The sequence below is a fragment of the Candidatus Buchananbacteria bacterium genome (assembly GCA_013359225.1).
GTDB lineage: Bacteria > Patescibacteriota > Patescibacteriia > Buchananbacterales > UBA6539 > JABWCG01.
Genome location: JABWCG010000001.1, coordinates 382,800 through 402,922, shown reverse-complemented (window position 1 = coordinate 402,922; position 20,123 = coordinate 382,800). Strand labels below are relative to the sequence as shown.

At 39.6% G+C, this 20,123-nt stretch carries 22 protein-coding genes; 17 read left to right on the top strand and 5 right to left on the bottom strand.

Translation table 11 applies throughout. The annotated features are described in order from the left end of the window. Positions 1–4 precede the first annotated feature (4 nt). The 17 genes from frr to HUU49_02105 all read left to right on the top strand — a co-directional run bounded on the left by frr (position 5) and on the right by HUU49_02105 (position 15,452). Positions 5–559 (top strand): ribosome recycling factor, encoded by a 555-nt coding sequence (gene frr / locus HUU49_02185; GenBank protein ID NUM25414.1) that lies wholly within the window; start codon positions 5–7, stop codon positions 557–559. Positions 560–565: 6 nt separating this feature from the next. Further along, positions 566–1,735, top strand: coding sequence for a site-2 protease family protein (locus HUU49_02180; protein NUM25413.1), 1,170 nt, complete (start codon positions 566–568; stop codon positions 1,733–1,735). A 3-nt stretch (positions 1,736–1,738) separates the two neighbouring features. Continuing rightward, a complete protein-coding gene (locus HUU49_02175; protein NUM25412.1) occupies positions 1,739–2,107 on the top strand; it encodes a hypothetical protein in 369 nt (122 codons plus the stop codon). A gap of 6 nt (positions 2,108–2,113) precedes the next feature. Then, positions 2,114–3,355 carry a hypothetical protein gene (locus HUU49_02170; protein ID NUM25411.1) on the top strand — a complete coding sequence of 414 codons (1,242 nt, stop codon included), beginning with the start codon at positions 2,114–2,116 and terminating at the stop codon, positions 3,353–3,355. Between the two features lie 85 nt (positions 3,356–3,440). Further along, on the top strand, positions 3,441–4,499 hold the full coding sequence (locus tag HUU49_02165) for a rod shape-determining protein (protein ID NUM25410.1): 1,059 nt from the start codon (positions 3,441–3,443) through the stop codon (positions 4,497–4,499). Positions 4,500–4,505: 6 nt separating this feature from the next. Next, on the top strand, positions 4,506–5,333 hold the full coding sequence (mreC, locus tag HUU49_02160) for a rod shape-determining protein MreC (GenBank protein ID NUM25409.1): 828 nt from the start codon (positions 4,506–4,508) through the stop codon (positions 5,331–5,333). Then, a complete protein-coding gene (locus HUU49_02155) occupies positions 5,314–5,835 on the top strand; it encodes a hypothetical protein (protein NUM25408.1) in 522 nt (173 codons plus the stop codon). The genes mreC and HUU49_02155 overlap by 20 nt, the downstream gene beginning before the upstream one ends. A gap of 12 nt (positions 5,836–5,847) precedes the next feature. Then, a complete protein-coding gene (mrdA, locus tag HUU49_02150) occupies positions 5,848–7,800 on the top strand; it encodes a penicillin-binding protein 2 (GenBank protein ID NUM25407.1) in 1,953 nt (650 codons plus the stop codon). A gap of 42 nt (positions 7,801–7,842) precedes the next feature. Next, the gene (locus tag HUU49_02145) at positions 7,843–8,217 is read left to right on the top strand and encodes a hypothetical protein (GenBank protein ID NUM25406.1); all 375 of its coding nucleotides are present in this window, start codon (positions 7,843–7,845) and stop codon (positions 8,215–8,217) included. Between the two features lie 205 nt (positions 8,218–8,422). Continuing rightward, positions 8,423–8,881, top strand: a complete 459-nt coding sequence (gene greA, locus HUU49_02140) for a transcription elongation factor GreA (protein NUM25405.1) — start codon at positions 8,423–8,425, stop codon at positions 8,879–8,881. 111 nt (positions 8,882–8,992) lie between these two features. Further along, entirely contained in the window at positions 8,993–10,462 is a 1,470-nt protein-coding gene (gene lysS / locus HUU49_02135; protein NUM25404.1) for a lysine--tRNA ligase, read from the top strand. A 4-nt stretch (positions 10,463–10,466) separates the two neighbouring features. Continuing rightward, positions 10,467–10,883 (top strand): MgtC/SapB family protein, encoded by a 417-nt coding sequence (locus HUU49_02130; protein NUM25403.1) that lies wholly within the window; start codon positions 10,467–10,469, stop codon positions 10,881–10,883. Between the two features lie 10 nt (positions 10,884–10,893). Then, positions 10,894–11,289, top strand: a complete 396-nt coding sequence (locus HUU49_02125) for an adenylyltransferase/cytidyltransferase family protein (protein ID NUM25402.1) — start codon at positions 10,894–10,896, stop codon at positions 11,287–11,289. 6 nt (positions 11,290–11,295) lie between these two features. After that, positions 11,296–12,543, top strand: a complete 1,248-nt coding sequence (gene serS / locus HUU49_02120) for a serine--tRNA ligase (protein ID NUM25401.1) — start codon at positions 11,296–11,298, stop codon at positions 12,541–12,543. A gap of 16 nt (positions 12,544–12,559) precedes the next feature. Beyond that, positions 12,560–13,711, top strand: coding sequence for a D-alanine--D-alanine ligase (locus tag HUU49_02115; GenBank protein NUM25400.1), 1,152 nt, complete (start codon positions 12,560–12,562; stop codon positions 13,709–13,711). Between the two features lie 3 nt (positions 13,712–13,714). Then, complete coding sequence (locus HUU49_02110) at positions 13,715–14,581, top strand: FtsQ-type POTRA domain-containing protein (GenBank protein NUM25399.1); 867 nt, start codon at positions 13,715–13,717, stop codon at positions 14,579–14,581. Between the two features lie 10 nt (positions 14,582–14,591). Further along, positions 14,592–15,452, top strand: coding sequence for an ATPase (locus HUU49_02105; GenBank protein NUM25398.1), 861 nt, complete (start codon positions 14,592–14,594; stop codon positions 15,450–15,452). A 463-nt stretch (positions 15,453–15,915) separates the two neighbouring features. Here the strand turns inward: HUU49_02105 and HUU49_02100 are convergent, their stop codons facing one another. The 5 genes from HUU49_02100 to HUU49_02080 form a co-directional block, all read right to left on the bottom strand. Next, a complete protein-coding gene (locus HUU49_02100) occupies positions 15,916–16,578 on the bottom strand; it encodes an SdpI family protein (GenBank protein ID NUM25397.1) in 663 nt (220 codons plus the stop codon). 16 nt (positions 16,579–16,594) lie between these two features. Beyond that, complete coding sequence (locus tag HUU49_02095; GenBank protein NUM25396.1) at positions 16,595–16,861, bottom strand: winged helix-turn-helix transcriptional regulator; 267 nt, start codon at positions 16,859–16,861, stop codon at positions 16,595–16,597. A 99-nt stretch (positions 16,862–16,960) separates the two neighbouring features. After that, the gene (locus HUU49_02090) at positions 16,961–17,365 is read right to left on the bottom strand and encodes a hypothetical protein (GenBank protein NUM25395.1); all 405 of its coding nucleotides are present in this window, start codon (positions 17,363–17,365) and stop codon (positions 16,961–16,963) included. A gap of 3 nt (positions 17,366–17,368) precedes the next feature. Continuing rightward, positions 17,369–18,619 carry a peptidoglycan DD-metalloendopeptidase family protein gene (locus HUU49_02085; protein ID NUM25394.1) on the bottom strand — a complete coding sequence of 417 codons (1,251 nt, stop codon included), beginning with the start codon at positions 18,617–18,619 and terminating at the stop codon, positions 17,369–17,371. Between the two features lie 39 nt (positions 18,620–18,658). Continuing rightward, positions 18,659–20,086, bottom strand: coding sequence for a glutamate--tRNA ligase (locus tag HUU49_02080; protein ID NUM25393.1), 1,428 nt, complete (start codon positions 20,084–20,086; stop codon positions 18,659–18,661). Positions 20,087–20,123: the final 37 nt, after the last annotated feature.

Here is a 20,123-nt window from a genome sequence, read left to right as displayed (position 1 = left end):
AATTATGGAACCACTATTAGATATTCATAAAAAAGAACTTGATAAATCATTAGAGAATTTGAATAATGATTTGGCAACCATGCGTGTCGGTCGAGCTAATCCGATGATTGTTGAGAACATATTGATTGAAGCCTATGGCGCCAAAACGCCGCTTAAACAGCTTGCCTCAATTTCAGTGCCAGAGGCCCGGACTATTTTAATTCAGCCCTGGGACAAAACTATTTCAAAAGACATTGAAAAGGGAATTGTGCTGGCGAATATTGGTATTAACCCGGTTAATGAGGGCGCTCAGATTCGTTTAAGCGTTCCGCCGTTGACTGAAGAAAGCCGCAAGGAGTTGGTGAAAGCGGTTGGTGAAAAAATGGAAAAAGCTAAGATCGCTATCCGTCAGATCCGCGATAAGGTTCGTGATGATATTGCCAAGCAGGAAAAGAACAAAGAAATTACCGAGGATGATAAGTATGCCTTACAAAAGAAGCTTGATGATCTAGTTAAGGAGTATAACGAAAAAATAAAATTGGTCGGAGAAAAAAAAGAAAAAGAAATAATGACGATTTAAACTTTTATGCTTATAACACTTATAGCTTTTTTTGCGGTTTTAGGGATTTTGGTTTTAGTCCATGAGCTCGGACATTTTATTACTGCTCGACGAGCCGGAATCAAAGTTGAAGAGTTCGGACTTGGGTTGCCCCCAAGAATGTTTGGGTTTTATAAATCAGCTGAAGGTAACTGGCGCGCCGTTGGTTTGCGAGCCAAAGAAGCCCCGGGGACAATTTGGTCGTTGAACTGGATCCCGCTAGGTGGCTTTGTCAAAATTAAAGGCGAAGATGGTAGCGAAGTAGTTGAGCCGGATAGTTTTGGTAGTAAGAGTATTTGGCAGCGAATTATGGTGCTTTCTGCCGGGGTGACGATGAATGTCATTTTAGCGGCTGTGATCTTGAGTATTAGTTTGGCAATCGGGTCGCCGCAGGTTATTGACGATGGTAAGCTTTCTGGATTTGCCAAAGTAAGTAACGTTGAAATCAAAATTTTTCAGGTGCTTGAAGGTTCCCCAGCGGCTCAGTCGGGGATTGAAGTAGCTGATACAATTTTAGCAGTTGATGACCAGACATTTACCAAAATCGCAGAATTTCAGGAATATTTTGATCAGAAAGTTGGTCAGACAGTCAATTTGAAAATTGAACGCAAGTCCGAAGTTTTGGAAAAGCAAGTGGTTCCTCAAATTTTAGCTGAAACTCAACGTGCTGGGATGGGTGTTGCATTGTTAGAAACCGGTCTGGTTTCGTATCCGTGGTATTTGGCGCCGGTTTTTGGTGTTTGGGAAACCTTAAAAATGATTGGTGGTGTTATCTTTGGTTTTTTCTTGATCATTAAGAGTCTGGTAGTATCGCAAGAGTTGATCGGTGATGTCTATGGTCCGGTCGGTATCGCCGGATTAGTTGGTGACGCTGCACGGCTTGGTTTCTTGTACTTAATGCAGTTTACTGCAGCTTTGTCAGTTATTATTGCAGTAATTAACTTTCTGCCGTTTCCGGCGCTTGATGGCGGTCGAGTTGCTTTTTTGCTACTTGAAGCTGTTCGTAAAAAGCCGGTTAATCCAAAATTGGAGGCATTGATGCACAATATTGGTTTTGCTTTGTTGATGATTTTGGTGGTAATTGTGACTTTTCGTGATATTGCCAGAGTGTCGGCGGGATTTTTGAACTGGTGGAACAGTTTAGGCGGAATGTTCTAGGATATGAAGATATATTTCCCGTTTAACTTTCCGGAGTCGCCCAGAAATTTTATGCGCCGCTCGGGGTATGCGGAGTTTAATGATCCAAACACCGGTATTACCAGTTACACTAAGCGATTCAGCAGAGATTTTTACCCCCGGTTTCACGCTTATCTAAATGAAGATTCTGATTTAAAGACGTATATTAATCTTCACTTGGATCAAAAGAAACCTTCTTATGCGGGGTCGTCGGCTCATAACGGAGAATATGACGGCGAGGTGGTTGAAAAAGAAGCAAATCGGTTAGAGGGATTAATGAAAAATCAACTTGATAATCGGGCGCAGGTTGCGGAAAAACCAAAAAGTTGGCTGACAAAATTATTTGGTAAATAAACTATCATGAGACAATCTAAACTATTTGGAAAAACAAGAAAAGAAACCCCAAAAGACGAAGTGAGTCTTAATGCGACATTGCTTACCCGCGCCGGCTTTATTGATAAGTTAACGGCTGGAGTGTATACTTATTTGCCGCTGGGGTTGCGGGTGCTGGACAAAATTAAAAAAATTGTTCGCGAAGAAATGGATGGTATTGATGGACAAGAAATTTTAATGCCGGCACTTCACCCTAAAGAAGTTTGGGAAAAGACCGGTCGTTGGACGGATCCTGGCACTGAGGTGATGTTTCAATTTGAGGGGCGTGGCAAGAAAGAATTCGGTTTAGGCTGGACTCATGAAGAGGTAGTCACGCCGCTAGTTAAAAAGTTTGTCAATTCGTATAAAGATTTACCATTATATTTGTATCAAATTCAGGATAAATTTCGTAATGAACCGCGGGCAAAATCGGGTCTGATGCGCGGCATTGAGTTTTCAATGAAAGATTTGTATAGTTTTCATAAAGACGAAGCCGATTTGGTTGCCTACTATGAAAAAGCGTTAGCGGCCTATCAGCGGGTGTTTAGCCGCTGCGGGCTAGATGCGCTGGTTACGGAGGCTTCGGGAGGCAGTTTTTCAAAATATTCCCACGAGTTTCAGGTTTTAACTCCATATGGCGAAGATACGGTTTATTATTGCAACCAGTGCCGCTATTGCCAAAATAAAGAAGTTGCTGAAGTAGCTCAAGGAAACGTTTGTCCTAAGTGTGCGACAGGAAAAATTCAAGAAGGAAAAGCGATTGAAGTCGGAAATATTTTTCAACTCAAGACCAAATATTCAGAACCGTTTAAATTAGAGTATGTCGACGAAACCGGTAAAAAGCGTCCGGTTATAATGGGCTGCTATGGTATTGGTCCGAGCCGGGTCATGGGTTCGATCGTTGAAGTATATAATGACGATAAAGGCATTGTGTGGCCGGGAAATGTAGCTCCGTTTAAAGCTCATTTGATCAGATTAGGGGAAGACGCCGAAGTAATGGCCGCCGCCGAAGCGGTATATAAACAGTTATTGGATCGTGGCGTTGAGGTATTGTTTGATGACCGGGCCGAAGTGACTGCCGGGCAAAAGTTTGCCGATTCCGATTTGATCGGAGTGCCATACCGACTAGTGGTTTCTAATAAAACGAAAAATAAAATTGAAGTCAAAAAACGATCAGAAACGCAGAGCCAGATAGTTGATTTGCCAGCCTTGATTAAGATTTTAGAGTAGGGGCAGTAAAAAAACAAAAACCGTAAAAATCCACCGGCACACGTTGCGGTTTGATGAGCCGGTTTTATGTCATCTACACCTAATTATGATTAATAAATTATTTAAAAAATTTTCACGAGATGTCGGTATTGATTTAGGTACGGCCAATACTTTGATTTACGTTAAGGATCGTGGAATTGTGGTGAACGAAGCGTCAATTGTTGCCATCAACAATCGGAATGATCAGATTTTGGCAGTAGGGGAAGAGGCTCAAAAAATGTTGGGCCGAACGCCACCTCATATCACCATTTCCCGACCGTTGGTTGACGGTATTATTTCCGATTTTGAAGTAACGGAAAAAATGTTGAAATATTTTATTGATCGGATTTATCAAGAACGGTTTGGTTTGGCGCCGCGACCGCGAGTTGTTATTGGCGTGCCGCTTGATGTTACTGAAGTTGAAAAAAAAGCAGTTGAAGATGTGGTCTTGTCTGCCGGCGCGCGGGAAGTTTACCTGGTTGAAAATGTCATTGCTACAGCTGTTGGCGCCCGACTACCGATTCAAGATCCTTCCGGCAATATGGTGGTGGACTTGGGCGGCGGCGTAACGGAAATTGCCGTTATTTCATTATCCGGGGTTGTTGCTTGGAAATCTTTACGAACTGCTGGTGCTCGTTTGAATCAGGATATTATCAATTTTGCTCGCCAAGAATTTAATCTATTGATTGGTGAACGAGTGGCTGAAGATGCCAAGAATCGGGCCGGAAAAATTATTGATACTGATGAAACGATTGAGCTTAAAATGAGAGGCCGAGATTTAATCACCGGACTACCTAAAGAGATAACCGTTTCGGCGGATCAAATTAAATTCGCACTACAGCGGTCAGTAGCCTTAATTATTGACGGTATTAAAAGTACCATTGAAATTACTCCGCCGGAATTGGTCGCCGATATTTACCAGCGCGGCATTGTGTTGGCAGGCGGTGGCGCATTACTGGCGGGACTAGAACGGATTATTTCCCAGGCTACTAAAATTCCAGTCAAAGTGATTGAAGACCCTTTGACTTGTGCTGTTCGCGGAATGGGCTTAATTCTTGAAGATGATAATTTGTTGCGGGAAGTGGCGATTCCTTCTTCAACTCGTGAAGAAAAAGCCTCACGGTAATCGTGTATGTTTAGATTTCTTAGAACCAAACCATTATCTTTCATTTTATTAGTAGTTATTGTACTGCTAATTTTTTTGCATTATCTTGGTGTCTTAGGTTTTTTTGAAAATGTATTTTTCAGAGTCTTTTCGCCGATTCAACACCGAATCTATTCTTTCGGTTCCGGTTTTAATAATATTTATTCCGGGTTAACCTCGCGTGATACTTTGGTAAAAGACAATGAGAAATTAAAACAAGAGGTTGCATCGCTCGCAACAGAGAATGCTCAGTTAAAAGTTTTAATCCAAGAAAGCCAGGAACTGGCAGAACAAAGGACTTTTATTGATTATCTTGGTCTTGAATCAGTAACGGCCCGGGTAATCGGGAAAAACCCCGAGGCTAATTTTCAGTCCATTGTCCTCAATAAAGGCGCCAAAGACGGAATTCGCCTCGATGCGCCGCTAATTACCGGTCAGGGTATTTTAGTCGGAAAAATTTTTAGCGTTACTGATAATAGTTCGCAGGCTATTTTGATTAATGATTCCCGTAGTCGAATTGCGGCAGTGATTCAAAATCAAACCGCTTCGCAGGGAGTGGTGGTTGGCGAACATGGTTTGAGCTTACGAATGGAACTTATACCGCAAAATGAGAGTGTGGTGCAAGGAGATTTGGTGGTAACATCCGGTTTAGAGCCGGGCATTACCAGGGGGTTGGTAATTGGTAAAATAAGTCGAATCGAATCAGAACCAAATGGCCTCTTTCAAACGGCGTATATCCAGCCATTCGTCAGGATTGATAATATAACCATCGTTTCAGTGTTAATTAATCGTACCGATGAACCGAATACTGATTAATATATTCGTGGTAATTTTGGTTGGCATGGTACAGGTAAGTTTTTTGACGACTTGGCCGCGACCAATCAGCAGTCTTAACCTAATGTTAAGCTTAATTACTTTTTTGGCAGTAATTGTTTCGTACCGCCAAGCATTGATCTGGGCATTTGTTTCCGGACTTTTCTTTGAATTATATACGGCGCTACCATTCGGGGTAACTAGCTTAAGCCTCATTTTTTCAGTTATTGCAATTAATTTTTTATTTAGTAATTTTTTTACGAACCGTTCTCTTTATTCCCTGATCTTGTTGGGATTTGTGGTATCGGTTATCTATAATTTGTTAATTTTTTTATTCAGTCTTGTCGGCGTTGTGGCTTTCAACGCGGTATATTTGTTTAATTTTGATTTTGTTTCAACATTCTTTTGGCAGCCAATCTTGAACGTCCTTATTTTAGGCATTATCTTTTTTACTTTTAATTTTTCTACTGGGCGGTTGCGCAATGTTTTATTTTTTCAGTCCTAGTGTTTTATCATAATGATATACCATAACCGTAATCCGTTTGTCATTAGTGTAGATAGCGGCTCAAAAGACTATCGAGTGAGCCGCCGGGCCAACGGCAAATGGCTTGAGGTAGACTCGTTTGCCTCAAGAAAATCAAATCCGAACAATACCACTTCACTGGGTTCTTTGGTTAATGTACAAGCGATAAACTTGTGGCTAGTTTTAATCATGTTTGGATTGTTAATTTTGCTTGGGCGGGCCGCTTATTTGCAAATTTCTCAGGGTAATCATTTTAGTACCGTTGCTGAGGGGAATCGAATTCGAATTAGAGACATTAAAGCCAGTCGTGGAGTGATTTACGACCGCCACCGCAATCTACTTGTTGAAAATATTTCAGCCTTTTCTTTGGCGGTTATTCCGGTTGACTTGCCGCACGATGAAGATGAGCGTCGAAGGCTGGCTGAAGAGTTGTCGCCGATTGCCGAGAAATCAGGCGAGGAAATCTACAATTTAATGAAGGAGCAGTCGCCGTATTCGTATCAACCGTTGGTATTACGCGAGAATTTAACCGATGATCAGGCAATTGTTACAGAAATTATCAGCAGCCGTTACCCTGGAGTAACATTATATTCAAATAGTTATCGTCATTATCTGACAACGCCAAACCAGCCTAGTCTGTCTCATATTTTGGGGTATACTGGAAAAATTGAAGAAAGCAAGCTTCAAGAATACTTGGCCAACGGGTATCTTATTGATGATTATATTGGAAAAGCCGGTTTAGAAATGTCGTATGAGAAAAAGTTAAAGGGAGTAAACGGCAAGGAGCAGGTTGAGGTTGACGCCTTGGGTGAAACAAAAGAAATTTTAGCCTATCAAAAAGCTTTGCCCGGAAATAATTTGGTTTTGACGATTGATTCAGAGCTGCAGAAAGTGGCTGAAGAAAGTTTACGTAAGAATTTAAAGGCTAACAATAAAAATCGGGGAGCAGTCATCGGCTTAGATCCAAAATCAGGCGAAGTTTTGATTATGGTGAGTTTACCGGCATATGATAATAATTTATTCACGCGCGGCATTAAACAGGAAGATTTCTCGAATCTGATTAATGATCCTGATAAACCTTTATTCCCGCGGGCGATCAGCGGCGAGTATCCGTCCGGATCAACGTTTAAGCTGGTGGTCGGCGCCGCGGCCTTAGAAGAAGGGGTTGCAAACGTCAATACCGGATTTAACAGCGTCGGCGGCGTGGCGGTGGGCAAGTGGTTTTTTCCCGATTGGAAAGCCGGTGGTCATGGCTGGACCACAATTTATAAAGCAATTGCCGAATCGGTTAATACCTATTTTTATATGGTTGGTGGCGGCTATAACGATTTTGAGGGACTTGGTGTTAATAGGATTAAAAAGTATGCGCAAGCTTTTGGTTTAACCAAGCCGCTTGGCATTGATTTACCAAATGAAGCAGACGGTTTTTTCCCTGACCCGGAATGGAAAGAAAAAACCAAAAATGAAATTTGGTATATTGGTGATACATATAACATATCAATTGGCCAAGGAGATATTCTAGTTACACCTCTGCAGGTAGCGGCCTGGACCTCGGTATTTGCCAATAGTGGCATTTTGTATCAGCCGTATCTTGTTAAAGAGATCCTTGACTCAGAAAATAACTTAATTGAAACGGCAAAGCCAAGAGTGATTAATCAAAACTTCATCAGTCAAAAAAATATTGCAGCCATTAGCGCCGGCTTGCGCCAAGGGGTGACCAGTGGTAGTGCTCGTTATTTATCGGGGTTGCCTATCGCTGCTGCAGCTAAAACCGGTACGGCGCAATGGTCAAGCAACAAAGAGAATCATGCTTGGGCAACGGCATTTGCACCATATGAAAACCCCCAAATTGTTTTAACAGTGTTGGCTGAAGAAAGTGGCGAGGGTAGTCGAGTAGCAATCCCGGTAGTGTATGATATACTAAAATGGTGGTCAGAAAATAGATAATCATATATAATTAGATATAACTATTAAATAAATAATATACGTATGAATCAAAAAATAAAAAAGAAGTTGCCATGGATTGGCGTGATTGTTTTGGTTATTATTTTGTTTGTAGTATTAATTATCAACAATAACCGTCCGGGCGAGCTTGACTCGTTTGCTCGATGCATTAGCGATAGTGGCGCAAAATTTTACGGCGCGTTTTGGTGTAGCGCTTGCAATAGTCAAAAAGACCTGTTTGGCCGCTCAGAACGATTATTGCCGTATGTTGAGTGTTCAAGTTCAAATGGCCAGAGTCAAACCATTGTTTGTCAGCAGGCTAAAATTGAATCATATCCAACCTGGGAATTTAACGGTCAGCGACAGGTTGGGGTGATGTCGTTGCAGGCATTATCAGAAAAGACCGGTTGCCAATTGTAGCATTTAGGTTGACTTGTTTTTGGCCATCTTGTATAGTAAGGAATACCGTCTTTCTTTTTGTATTGTGGATAAGTATTTTTATAACGCTTGACAATGAGAGTTAATCAGAATACAATTCTTCTAAATACCGAGACTAATTAAATAAGAGTTGTCGGTTAAATACAGGAAATTGACTGTATTTTTTATATAAATTCAATTTAAAATTATGGGTCAGAACTATATTACTAAAAACGGTTTGGAGAAGCTAAAAGAAGAGCTAGAGCTTCTTAAAAAAACCAAGATGCCTGAAGTAATTGAGAGGATTGCGCGGGCTAAAGAACTTGGTGATTTATCAGAGAACGCCGAATATCAAGATGCTAAAGATGAACAGGGCTTTATTGCCGGACGGATCGCGGAGCTTGAGCATTTGATTAATAAATCTCATGTGATTGAACAAAAGAATAATCGAGATTACGTTGATATCGGCAGTACTATTAAAGTCACCTGCGATGGCAATAAGTTTACATACACAATCGTCGGTTCGAATGAAGCTGATCCGGCCCAGGGTTTGATTTCGAATGAATCGCCGATTGGCCGTAGTTTTCTTGGCAGAAAGAAAGGCGATAAGGTCAAAGTGCGGGTGCCTCGGGGTGAAATGGAATGTGAAGTTTTAGAAATTGAATAATAGCTAATTTTTAGCTTAAAATGCCGCTTTAAAGCGGCATTTTTGTTTTTGACTAAAATTGGTTTTTTTAGTAAAATTACTCTATAAAATATCATTATATCTATGCCTGAAATGCTAAATGACGAGTATCAGACTCGTCTTCAAAAATTAAAAAAAATTGCCGAACAGGGCATAAACCCCTTTCCGGATAAGTTTGATAAAACCCACTCCATTTCGGATGCCCTGACATCAAGGCTTGGGGCAAAGGTTAAAACAGCGGGGCGTATTTTAACCCTGCGCGATATGGGTAAAATATCTTTTGGGCATATTCAGGACGCCTCGGGAAAAATTCAAATTGTTTTAAAACAGGATGAAATTGGCAAAGAAGAATTTAAAAGTTTTTTGAAGATTTTTGACCCGGGAGATTTTATCGGTGTTGAGGGTGAAATTTTTAAGACCCAAAAAGGTGAAATTTCCATTTTGGTTAAAACTTTTGTGATGTTGGCTAAGGCTTTACGGCCCTTGCCAGAAAAGTGGCACGGTATAAAAGATCAGGAATTAAAATATCGCCAACGCTATTTGGATTTGATTTCAGATAAAACGACGTATGATCGATTTGTTTTTCGTAGTAACTTTATCAGAGCTTTGCGGGAGTTTTATTGGCAGGAAGGTTTTATTGAACTAGAAACGCCAATCTTGACCAATACTGCTTCCGGCGCCCTGGCCAAGCCATTCAAAACTCATCATAACGCTCTTGATATTGACGTTTACCTGCGCATCGCACCCGAAACCTATTTAAAGGAAGCGGTTGTTGGCGGATTTGAAAAGGTGTTTGAGCTCGGCCGTTTGTTTCGAAACGAAGGCATTGATCCGTCGCATCTTCAGGATTACACCTCGGTTGAGCATTATGTTGCCTATTGGAACTATGAAGATAACATGCGTTTCACCGAAAAATTGTTTGGCACTCTGCTTAAAAAATTGTTTGGCACTACCACTGTTACTATTAAAGACCGGACCGGCCAAGCAGTTAAGGTTGATTTTAAACCGCCGTTTAAGACTGTGTCATTTCGTGATCTGATTTTGAAAGATTCGGGTATTGATATTGACGCCTGTAAAACCGTTACGGAATTACGCACCCAAATCAAAAAGAAAAAGATTGCTTTGGAAAACGTTGAGAATCTCGGCCGCGGCAATTTGATTGATGCGCTTTATAAAGAGGTATCGCGGCCAAAGATTATTCAGCCAACGTTCGTTATTAATCATCCGGTGGACGTTTCGCCTCTGGCGCGGCGTAACGATCAAAACCCTGCTATCGTCGACCGCTTCCAGCTGGTGATCAATACCTGGGAAGTGGTTAATGCTTATTCTGAATTGGTTGATCCGGTTGATCAGAAAAACCGCTTTGAAACTCAAGCCAAGGCCAAAGCTCAGGGAGACGACGAGGCTCACGGCAAGGATGATGACTTTGTGCGGGCTTTGGAACACGGCGCACCGCCGATGTCCGGCTGGGGAATGGGCGTCGATCGCCTAATCACGCTTTTAAGTCAACAAGATAATTTACGAGATGTAGTATTATTCCCATTACTACGTCCGGAAAAATAAATATATGATTGAAACAAACGATATTATTATCCGCCTGCTGCTGGCAGCATTTTTGTCGGCTTTGCTGGGTATTGAACGAGAATTTAAGGACAAACCAGCCGGATTGAGAACAAATATTCTTGTTGGAACGGGTTCAGCTTTGGTGATGATAATTTCTCTTATGTTTGATTTTGATTCGGCGCGAATCGCTGCCGGAGTGGTGACGGGTATTGGTTTTATCGGCGGTGGATTGATTATTCATGGTCGCAGTGAAGTTCATGGAATTACTACCGCGGCGATGGTTTGGGTTGTTTCAGCTATTGGCTTAGCTGTAGGTGCTGGATACTATTTACCGGCGGTAGTAACTGTGGCAATCTCATTGATGACATTATATTTCTTCAGCGACGAATTTTTAAGAAAATTTTTCAAATTAGATAAGTAATTTAATCGCTATGAAGCGTGTAATGGTTTTTGGAACTTTTGATATCTTGCACGATGGCCATCTTGATTTTTTTCGGCAAGCCAGAGCCTATGGTGATTATTTAATTGTGGTTGTTGCTCGGGACAGAAATGTTGAAACGATTAAGGGTAAAAAGCCAGACTTTTCAGAAGATGAACGTTTGGTGGCGGTGCAGGAAGCCGGTGTCGCCGATGAGGTGATTTTGGGTGGTGAGGGTGACCCGCATGAAATTATCAGGACAAAACGGCCGCAGGTTATTTGTCTGGGGTATGATCAAGAGGTATTTACTGGAAATTTAGCGGCTAAATTTCCAGAAATCAATATTGTTCGATTGGAAGCATATCAACCAGAGATCTATAAATCTTCGAAACTTAAAGCTAAAAAATAATCACGTATGTTAGACATTAATAAAATTAGGGAGTCGCGAGCGGAAGTAGAAGCAGCTTTGCTGAAGCGCCTGGATAAAAAAGATTTGCAACTTGATGAAATTTTGGCCATTGACGATCAGCGTCGAAAATTATTACAAGAATCCGAAAACCTTAAGGCTGAACGAAATAAATTTTCTAAGACTAAACCAAGTCCGGAAGTCATTGCAAAAATGAAATCGGTCGGCGATCAGATTAAAAAATTAGATGATAAAGTTAGGGAAGTAGAGGCTGAATTTAAAGAGAAACTTTCTGCCCTGCCAAATCTACCGGCTGATGATGTTTTGGCTGGTGGGAAGGAGAATAATAAAGTTTTAAAAAGTTTTGGTAAAAAACCCGACTTTAAATTTACGCCAAAAGATCACTACCAGCTGGCAACCGATTTAGGCATTATTGATTATGAGCGAGCGGTCAAAATGTCTGGTACTGGTTTTTGGGTGTATCGTGGCCAGGGGGCAATTTTAGAATGGGCATTACTTAATTATTTTATTGGATTTCACCAGAAGAATGGCTATATTTTTATGATTCCGCCGTTTTTATTAACTGAAGAATCGGCCTATACTTCTGGCCATTTGCCTAAATTCCGCGATGACTTGTTTTGGACTCAGGACAAAACTTGCCTTAATGCCACTAGTGAAATGATGCTTGGTAATTATCACCGTGATGAAATTTTGGCCATTGACGACTTGCCGATAAAATACGCGGCATATTCAACTTGTTTTCGGCGTGAAGCCGGGGGGTACCGCAAGGAAGAGCGGGGGATGATTCGTGGTCATCAATTTAATAAAATTGAAATGTTTCATTATGCTAAGCCAGAACAATCATGGGAATCTTTTGATGAATTGATTGAGAATGCCTCCAGCTTAGTTGAAGGATTGGGTTTGCATTATCAAACGGTGCAACTGGCAGCTGGTGACGCTTCATCGGCAATGGCTAAAACAATTGATGTTGAAGTTTGGATACCAAGTATGGAGATTTATAAAGAAGTTAGCAGCGTTTCTAACGCCCTTGATTATCAGGCTCGAAGAGGAAACATTCGGTTCAAAAATCCAGAGACCGGTAAGAATGAGTTCGTTCATACTTTAAACGCTTCGGGGTTAGCAACCAGTCGATTGTTCCCGGCAATTTTAGAACAGTTTCAAAATGAAGATGGCAGCGTGAATATTCCTAAACCGCTGCAAAAATATTGTGGGTTTAAGAAAATTGAGAAAAAGTAATTAGTATAGTAAAAAAATGGCTAAAATTAGTAAAAAAATAAAGGTTGGGGTAATTTTTGGCGGTCGTTCCGGCGAACACGAAGTTTCTATTGTTTCAGCCGTTTCCGTAATGAAGGCTTTGGACAAAAAAAAGTACCAAGTTATTCCTATTGGTATCACCAAAGAAGGCCGCTGGATTAGTGGTAACCAAGCAGTTTATTTTTTAAAAGAGGGGATGAGGCAGCTCCCTTTTAAATCAATTTTTGCGCCTGACCCAACCGAAAAAAGTTTGATGAATATTAAAACAAGCAGTTTGAAATCAACTTCAAATTTCAAGCCAACAATGACCGAAATTGATGTTGTTTTTCCGTTGGTTCATGGTACTTACGGCGAAGACGGTAAGTTGCAAGGCTTATTGGAAATGGCAAATATTGCCTACGTTGGTTCAGAGGTTTTGGGGTCGGCTTTGGCAATGGATAAGGTTGTCCAAAAACAATTAACTGATCTAGCGGGATTGCCGAGCGTTAGGTATGATTGGTTTTTTAAAAAGGAATTCAAAAATAATCGATCAAAAATAATTAGTCGTTTGGAAAAAAAGTTGGGGTACCCGATGTTTACAAAACCGGCCAATCTTGGTTCAAGCGTTGGTATCGGTAAATGCCATAATCGAAAAGAGTTGATCAATGGAATTATTGATGCATTAAAATATGACCGAAAAATTATTGTTGAGCAGGGGATAGAAGATATTAGAGAAATTGAAGTTTCGGTTTTGGGCAATGATAAACCAAAAGCGTCGGTGCCTGGTGAGATTATTTCTTCCAACGAATTTTATGATTACGATGCTAAATATGTTGACGGCAAATCTCAAGCAGTAATACCGGCTCGGTTGCCGAAAAAGACCATTAAAGAAATCAGATTAATCGCCGAAATGGCGTTTAGAGCCTTGAACCTTTCCGGACTAGCCAGGGTTGATTTTTTGGTAAAAAAGAAAAATCATAAAGTCTACCTAAATGAAGTCAATACAATTCCAGGTTTCACCTCTATCTCAATGTATCCAAAACTTTGGGAGGCTTCCGGACTTAGCTATTCTAAATTACTTGATCAACTGATTGATTTAGCGCTTGAACGACATCGCGAAAAGAATAGTCTTGCCACTTCTTATCAGCCAAAAGAAGACTGGTATAAATAATTTATGGCTAGAAGAATAGATTATCAGAGAAAAAAACTTAATAACCCTTTTTTTTCTAAAAAAGACGGTCAAACTGCATTAAAAAAGAAAAAGCGCTTGGTGTTCGTGGGAGTTTTATTGGCAGTGGTATTGAGTGCTTATTTTTTTGATACGTTGAAATACTTCAAGATTACGTCCGTTACGGTTAAAGGGGTTGAGTTTATAAATGATCAAGAAATAAAAAATCTGATTGCTGACCAGTTAGATGAACGCCGTTGGTTATTGTTTCATCAATCAAATATTTTTTTCTTTAACAAGAAACAGGCTGAAGAAAGAATCCAACAAACTTATTTATTGAACGATTTTAAAATTAAGAAAAAATATTTTAATCAGATTGAAGTTGATTTGCAAAGAAATAATTCGGGCGTGATTTGGGCTAACGCCAATAATCAATACTACCTTGATTTAGAAGGAAGGGCGACCAAGCTGATTGACCCCCAATCATTGGTAATGAACACAGAAAGCGGTAGCAATGTGATACGTTCTGGCGTTAATGCAAGTCAATACCCTTTAATAAAAGATTTGAGCAATAGAGAAGTGAACGTTGGTGAATCGATATTGTCGCCCGAAACGGTTGCTTTCATTCTTGAGTTGACAAGTCGCCTGAGGACCGAGGCGGATTTTGAAATTGCACATTATGAGATTAATCGACCGGCCGCACAAGATATTACGCTCGTTACCCAAGAAGGCTGGCTGGTAAAATTTAGCCTTCAAAATTCTGTTACATCTCAAATTAATTCATTAGCCATTGTTTTAAAACAGCGCGCTAATGACCGGTCAAAACTTGATTATATTGATTTGCGGTTTGGCGAGAAGGTGTTTTGGAAGTAATATTTTATATATGGCAAAAAAAATTTTAATTAAAAAAGCAAGTGGAGAAAAAGAAATTTTTTCAATTATAAAATTAAAGAAATCAATGATGTCTTCTGGTGTGGCTAGCGGGGTAGCAAAAAGAGTAATCAGCCAGATAAGACCAAAAATAAAGCCAGGCACTACAACGGCCCAGATTCATCGGTTGGCTTTTGATCTTTTAAAATCAGAGGACAAGAGTTATGCGGCTCGTTATAATCTTAAAAAGGCAATTATGCGTCTTGGCCCCGATGGTTTTCCGTTTGAAAAGTATTTTGCGGCTTTATTGGAGGAACAAGGGTATGAAACAAAAACCAATGTTATTGTTAGAGGTAAATGTATTTCTCATGAGGTGGACGTGATTGCTGAAAAGTATGAAAAAAATATTCACGCTATCATTGAGGCTAAATTTCATTCTCATGGCGGTGGTAAAACCGGCAGTAAGGATGCGTTGTACACGTACGCTCGGTTTTTAGATATTAAAGAGGCTTGGAATATTAAAAAAAATAAGGGCGCCAAACCGCGTGAAGCCACGCTACAAAGTTGGCTGGTAACAAACACCAAAGTGACTGGTGAAGTAAAAATTTATTGCGGCTGTGTTGGGATTAAAGCAATTGGCTGGGATTACGCCAGTGAGGGTGATAATCTTCAGGAACTTATTGAAAATAGGGGGTTATACCCAATTACTGTTTTGATTAGCCTGAATCATCAGCAGGTTCGGGATTTACTTCATCATAATATCGTTTTATGTAAACAGTTGATCAACCAAGATACTTTACTGAGTCGCCTTGGTTTTCACGGTCGGCAAATACAGCAGCTATATCAGGAAATCAATAAATTATTTGGTAGTTAGTGTATGCGTCGCACAATATAAATCTTTTTTTAATGGCAAATAGGGAAGAGGGGTTAGAGAAAAATATATCAAATTAAATCATTTAAAAAGAAGGTTAGGCGTCTAGCTTTCTTTTTAAATGATTTAATCTCTCATTAGCATCCGCGCTAATAAATTCATATCTTGATTGATTAAACAAAATTTATCAGTACGTAATATGTAAGTTGCTTGATTTTAAAAGTTTTATTTACCTAAGGGCCTTGTTGTCCATTAATGTCTAAAACTATATTTAAATGCTTATCTTATAGCTTTAGCAGCTATTTGTATTAGTTGTTTGCTTGTGGATAAATATATCCCTATAGTGTCGCATAAGATATATTGTGCGACGCTATATATTTCAAAAAGATTAATAAATAAAGTAATTTTTAACCCCTCCTCTCGTGTGTGGAGGCGGGGTTAAAAGATAGTAAAACTTTATTTAGCGTTAATTTTTATTAATCTTTTTGAATATCCAGTACGAATACCCCATCATGCCGACTACCGATGCTAAAAGGCTTACTATAAAACCCTGCCAGTAGATCTTGTCTGGCAAAAATATCCCAATAATCATAAAGGCACCTAGGGCGATAAAGATTTTTCCGCCAACCCGATGAGTTTTGTTCCAAACTTCTTCATTGGATAATGTCCATGGAGTCCTAATACCAATAAACCAGTTGCTTTTTATTTTAGACATGTAGTTACCCATCACTATGAATAATAATCCAATTGTTGCTGGAACAGCAATGTTGATTGACACAGGATACCCTAAAGCCGCCAAACCGCTGTAGAAATATATCAACCCCATCACAACTATGATCATAGTTTTGAAGACGTGGTATGTCTTTTTGAATTGTTGGTAACGGTCTTTTTTTGGGTCTAGCAATGGGAACAGTAAAAACATTACATACATTACGACGATGATTACCGGAATTCCAAAAGCTCCAAAGGCTTTGCCTGAATATCCATCTACTTCTCCTCGATAATTCCAATGAGTCGGTACTTGATTAGGAAAATTATTATAAAAATAGACGCTGATAACTGCCAGGAGAATTAGAGTGATAACTGGCATAATTTCAGTTTTAATGTTTGGGGTTAATGGATGTTTCATATTATTTATTGTAAGTTTATTTTTTATTAAAAAAGCCGTATAATTGTTTGGCAATTTCTTCAAATACGCTTAGATTTAAAGAATAAATCATTTGTTGTCCCCGGCGCTGTGACGTGACTAATTGAGCGTTTTTTAAGATTGTAAGGTGATGAGATAAGGACGGTAATGATATTGAAAAATTAAGCGCAATATCATTTACCGATAGATCTTTCTTTTTGAGTAATTCTAAAATTTTACGTCTTGTTGGATCAGAAAGGGCGCTAAAGGTTTTGTTTAAGCTCATAATCTAGTATCCCCTTTTTGGCGGTTATTTAAGGCTAAAATATTTAGATATTTAGACAACTATCTAAATAGTAAGATAAAAAAATATCTTTGTCAAATTTTATAATTCGCCCCAGTATATCAACTTTAAGTACGCGAGCACGAGAAAAGCAGTTCCTGCCTGAATGACGGTAGTAACGTTTGGGATTTGATCAAATAAAAAAGGCGTTGCTAAGATTATTACCGGTACTAAATAGGTTAATAAATCGTGTTTTAAAGCCTGTTCAAGGGTGGTGGTTAGAGAAATTTGTGTTGAATCTTTTTTTCTGGCTTGTGTAATGCGATCTTGATCTCGTCGGGAAATAAAAATACCAATGGTAAAAAAGATAATCGACGGTAAGGCTGAAATTACAATTTCCCCAATCGTTTTAAGGTGTGGAAAGAATCGAATATATAAAAAAACCAGCCCGGCAAACAGAGTCCAAATAACAAGCGAGCTGATTTTACTGTTAAGATTATCACTCATTTTTTATGGCAGGTATTCTAACGGGTTTACTGGGATACCATCCAAACGCACTTCGAAATGAAGATGGGCGCCGGTACTTAAATTGCCGGAACCGATACCGCCCGGCATTCCGCCGGACAGAGCAATAACTTGCCCCTTACTGACATATTCATCTTCTTTTACCAGCGGTTTCGAGATATGACCAAAGACTGTTGAAAGACCATCGTTATGAATCAACATCACGTATGCATAACTAGTATCGCCGGCAAATTTTACTCTGGCAACATAGCCAGCCTCAGGGGCCTTAATGGCAGTACCTTGAGAAGCTCGAACATCAATAGCTGGATGTTCAAAGATATAGCGGAAAGGATAATCAGGATCATGAAAATAAGCGCTAATCCCCCGTGATGGATCAACTGGCCAAGCTAATCGGGCCGGCCCAAAATTTTTGAATTTTTCTTCAGCCGCCTGATCTTCAAGTTTTTTTCGGACAGTTTTTTCAAGTCCCAGAATATCGGAGTTGATTTGCTGCTGTTCAAGCTGCAGCTGATATTGTTGGTTTTGGTATTGTCGTTGAGTTAAGTTTGTCTGTACTAATAAAATACCCTTAGCTGCATTGCGTTCTTCTAGCTCTGACTTTTGCTCCTGGAGTTTTTGTTTTAATTCTTCTTCAAGCGTAACTTTTGCCTCAAGATTTAGTTTTTGAGTTTCAAAATCCGTTTTATCGGTTTTTAACTCGTCCAGACTTTCTTTGAGGTCAGTATTAATCTGTTCGGAATATTTGATTTGGTCAAAAAAATCAGAGAATGAATTGTTTACCAGTAAGATTTCAAAATAACTAACCTGATCCGCTTTGTAAATTAATCTTAAATATTCAACAATCTTTTCTTTTTGTTTATCAATTTTAACTTCAAGTTCCTGAATTTGGATATTAGTCGCTTGAATTTCTAAATTAGTTTGTTCAATAAGTTTTTGAGTTGCCTCAACATCCAGGTTAACCTTGGCAATTTGGTTGTCTAAAATAGCAATCTGATTTTGCAGTCCCCTCGCCTCCTGTTTTTTTGCTTTGATTTGCTGGGCGTATTCATCAATTTGTTTTTGAATAGCATCGATTTCTCGGCGCTTGCTTTCAATTGAGCGGTTTAATTCGCCGATATCTTCCTCAGCCTTACCTGGTCCTGGGTTAATAAAAATAAGAGCCAGCACAAAGGTGATAATCAGGCTCTTTGCTAAAATATTTTTTGATGTGGAATTTTTCTTTTTATTTTCTTTCATTATCTATCATTATAGCATAAAATTTTGATAAAATCAAGTTTACGCTAAAATTTTAATGGCCTGGTCAATTCTTTTAAGGCTTTCGGTTTTACCAAGCGCCTGGGCTACTTCAAAATTTCCCGGACTTGATTTGCGTCCAGTTAACGCCACGCGCATTGGCCAGAGCATATCGCCGGTAGCATAATCATTTTCTTTCAAAAATGTCATAATCTCTTCCTCCAGATTTTTTTGGTTCCAATTTTTTTCGTCAATTTGAGCCAGTCTGGCTAAAATAGTTTTGAGGTTGGCAATGGTTTGCTGTCTGGTTGATTTTTTCCAAATCAGTAATTCCGGATCGTACGGTTCTGAGGTAAAGAAAAATTTAGTCGCCTCAACGATTTCATCAAGGTGTTTAATTCTTTCTTGCTCGGTTGCAACAATTTTTTCTAATTGTTTTAATTCAGTTTTAATCCCGGCTTGTTCGAAAAACGGCTGGCAAAGTTTGGCAAATTCAGCGCTGGATTTTTTTCGCAGGTAATAACCATTAAGCCAGTCCAATTTTTGAGTGTTGAACACTGCTCCTGATTTGTTAACTTTTTCAAGCTGAAAATGTTTAATCATCTCATCTAGGTTGAATATCTCTTGATCGGTACCAGGGTTCCAGCCGAGCAGTAAAACAAAGTTGACCAAGGCTTCGGGCAGGTAGCCTTTTTTGAGGTAATCTTCCACGGCGACATCACCTTGTCGTTTTGATAATTTTGATTTGTCCGGATTTAATAAAAGCGGCAAGTGAGCAAATGCCGGTGCCTGCCAGTCAAACGCTTTATAAAGCAGTAAATGTTTTGGTGTTGAGGGCAACCACTCCTCTCCTCTGATAACATGGCTAATCTCCATTTCATGATCGTCAACAACCGATGCTAAATGGTAGGTTGGAAATCCGTCGGATTTCAGGATAATCGGGTCATCTAAAATTTTATTGTCAAAACTGATTTTGCCCCGAATTAAATCATGAAATTCTGTTTGGCCGGTTTTCGGAACTTTAAATCTGATTACAAACGGTTTTTCTTTCAGGCTAGCCGCAATCTCGGCTTGGTCCAAATTGGCGCAGTTTCCGTCATACATTGTCGGCAAGCCTTTTTTGGATTGAATCTGGCGCAGGTTTTCCAGCCGTTCTTTAGAACAAAAACAATAATAAGCGTGTCCTGATTTAACAAGTTGATCCGCTGCCTGTTTATACATTTCCAGCCGTTCAGACTGAACCATAATTTTTTTGTTGTCCCAAAGCAAATCAAAAATTTTTAGCGTTGACAGTAGGTTTTCAACGGCTCCATCGACTTTTCGTTCCTGGTCGGTGTCTTCAATTCGTAAATAAAATTTACCCTTGTTAGCTCGGGTAAATAGATAGTTATATAAAGCGGTGCGCAAACTGCCAACGTGGACAAATCCGGTCGGACTGGGTGCGAATCTGGTTATTATCTTTTTAGTCATAGGGTTATCTTACTAGGTTTATGTTTTTTTTACAAAT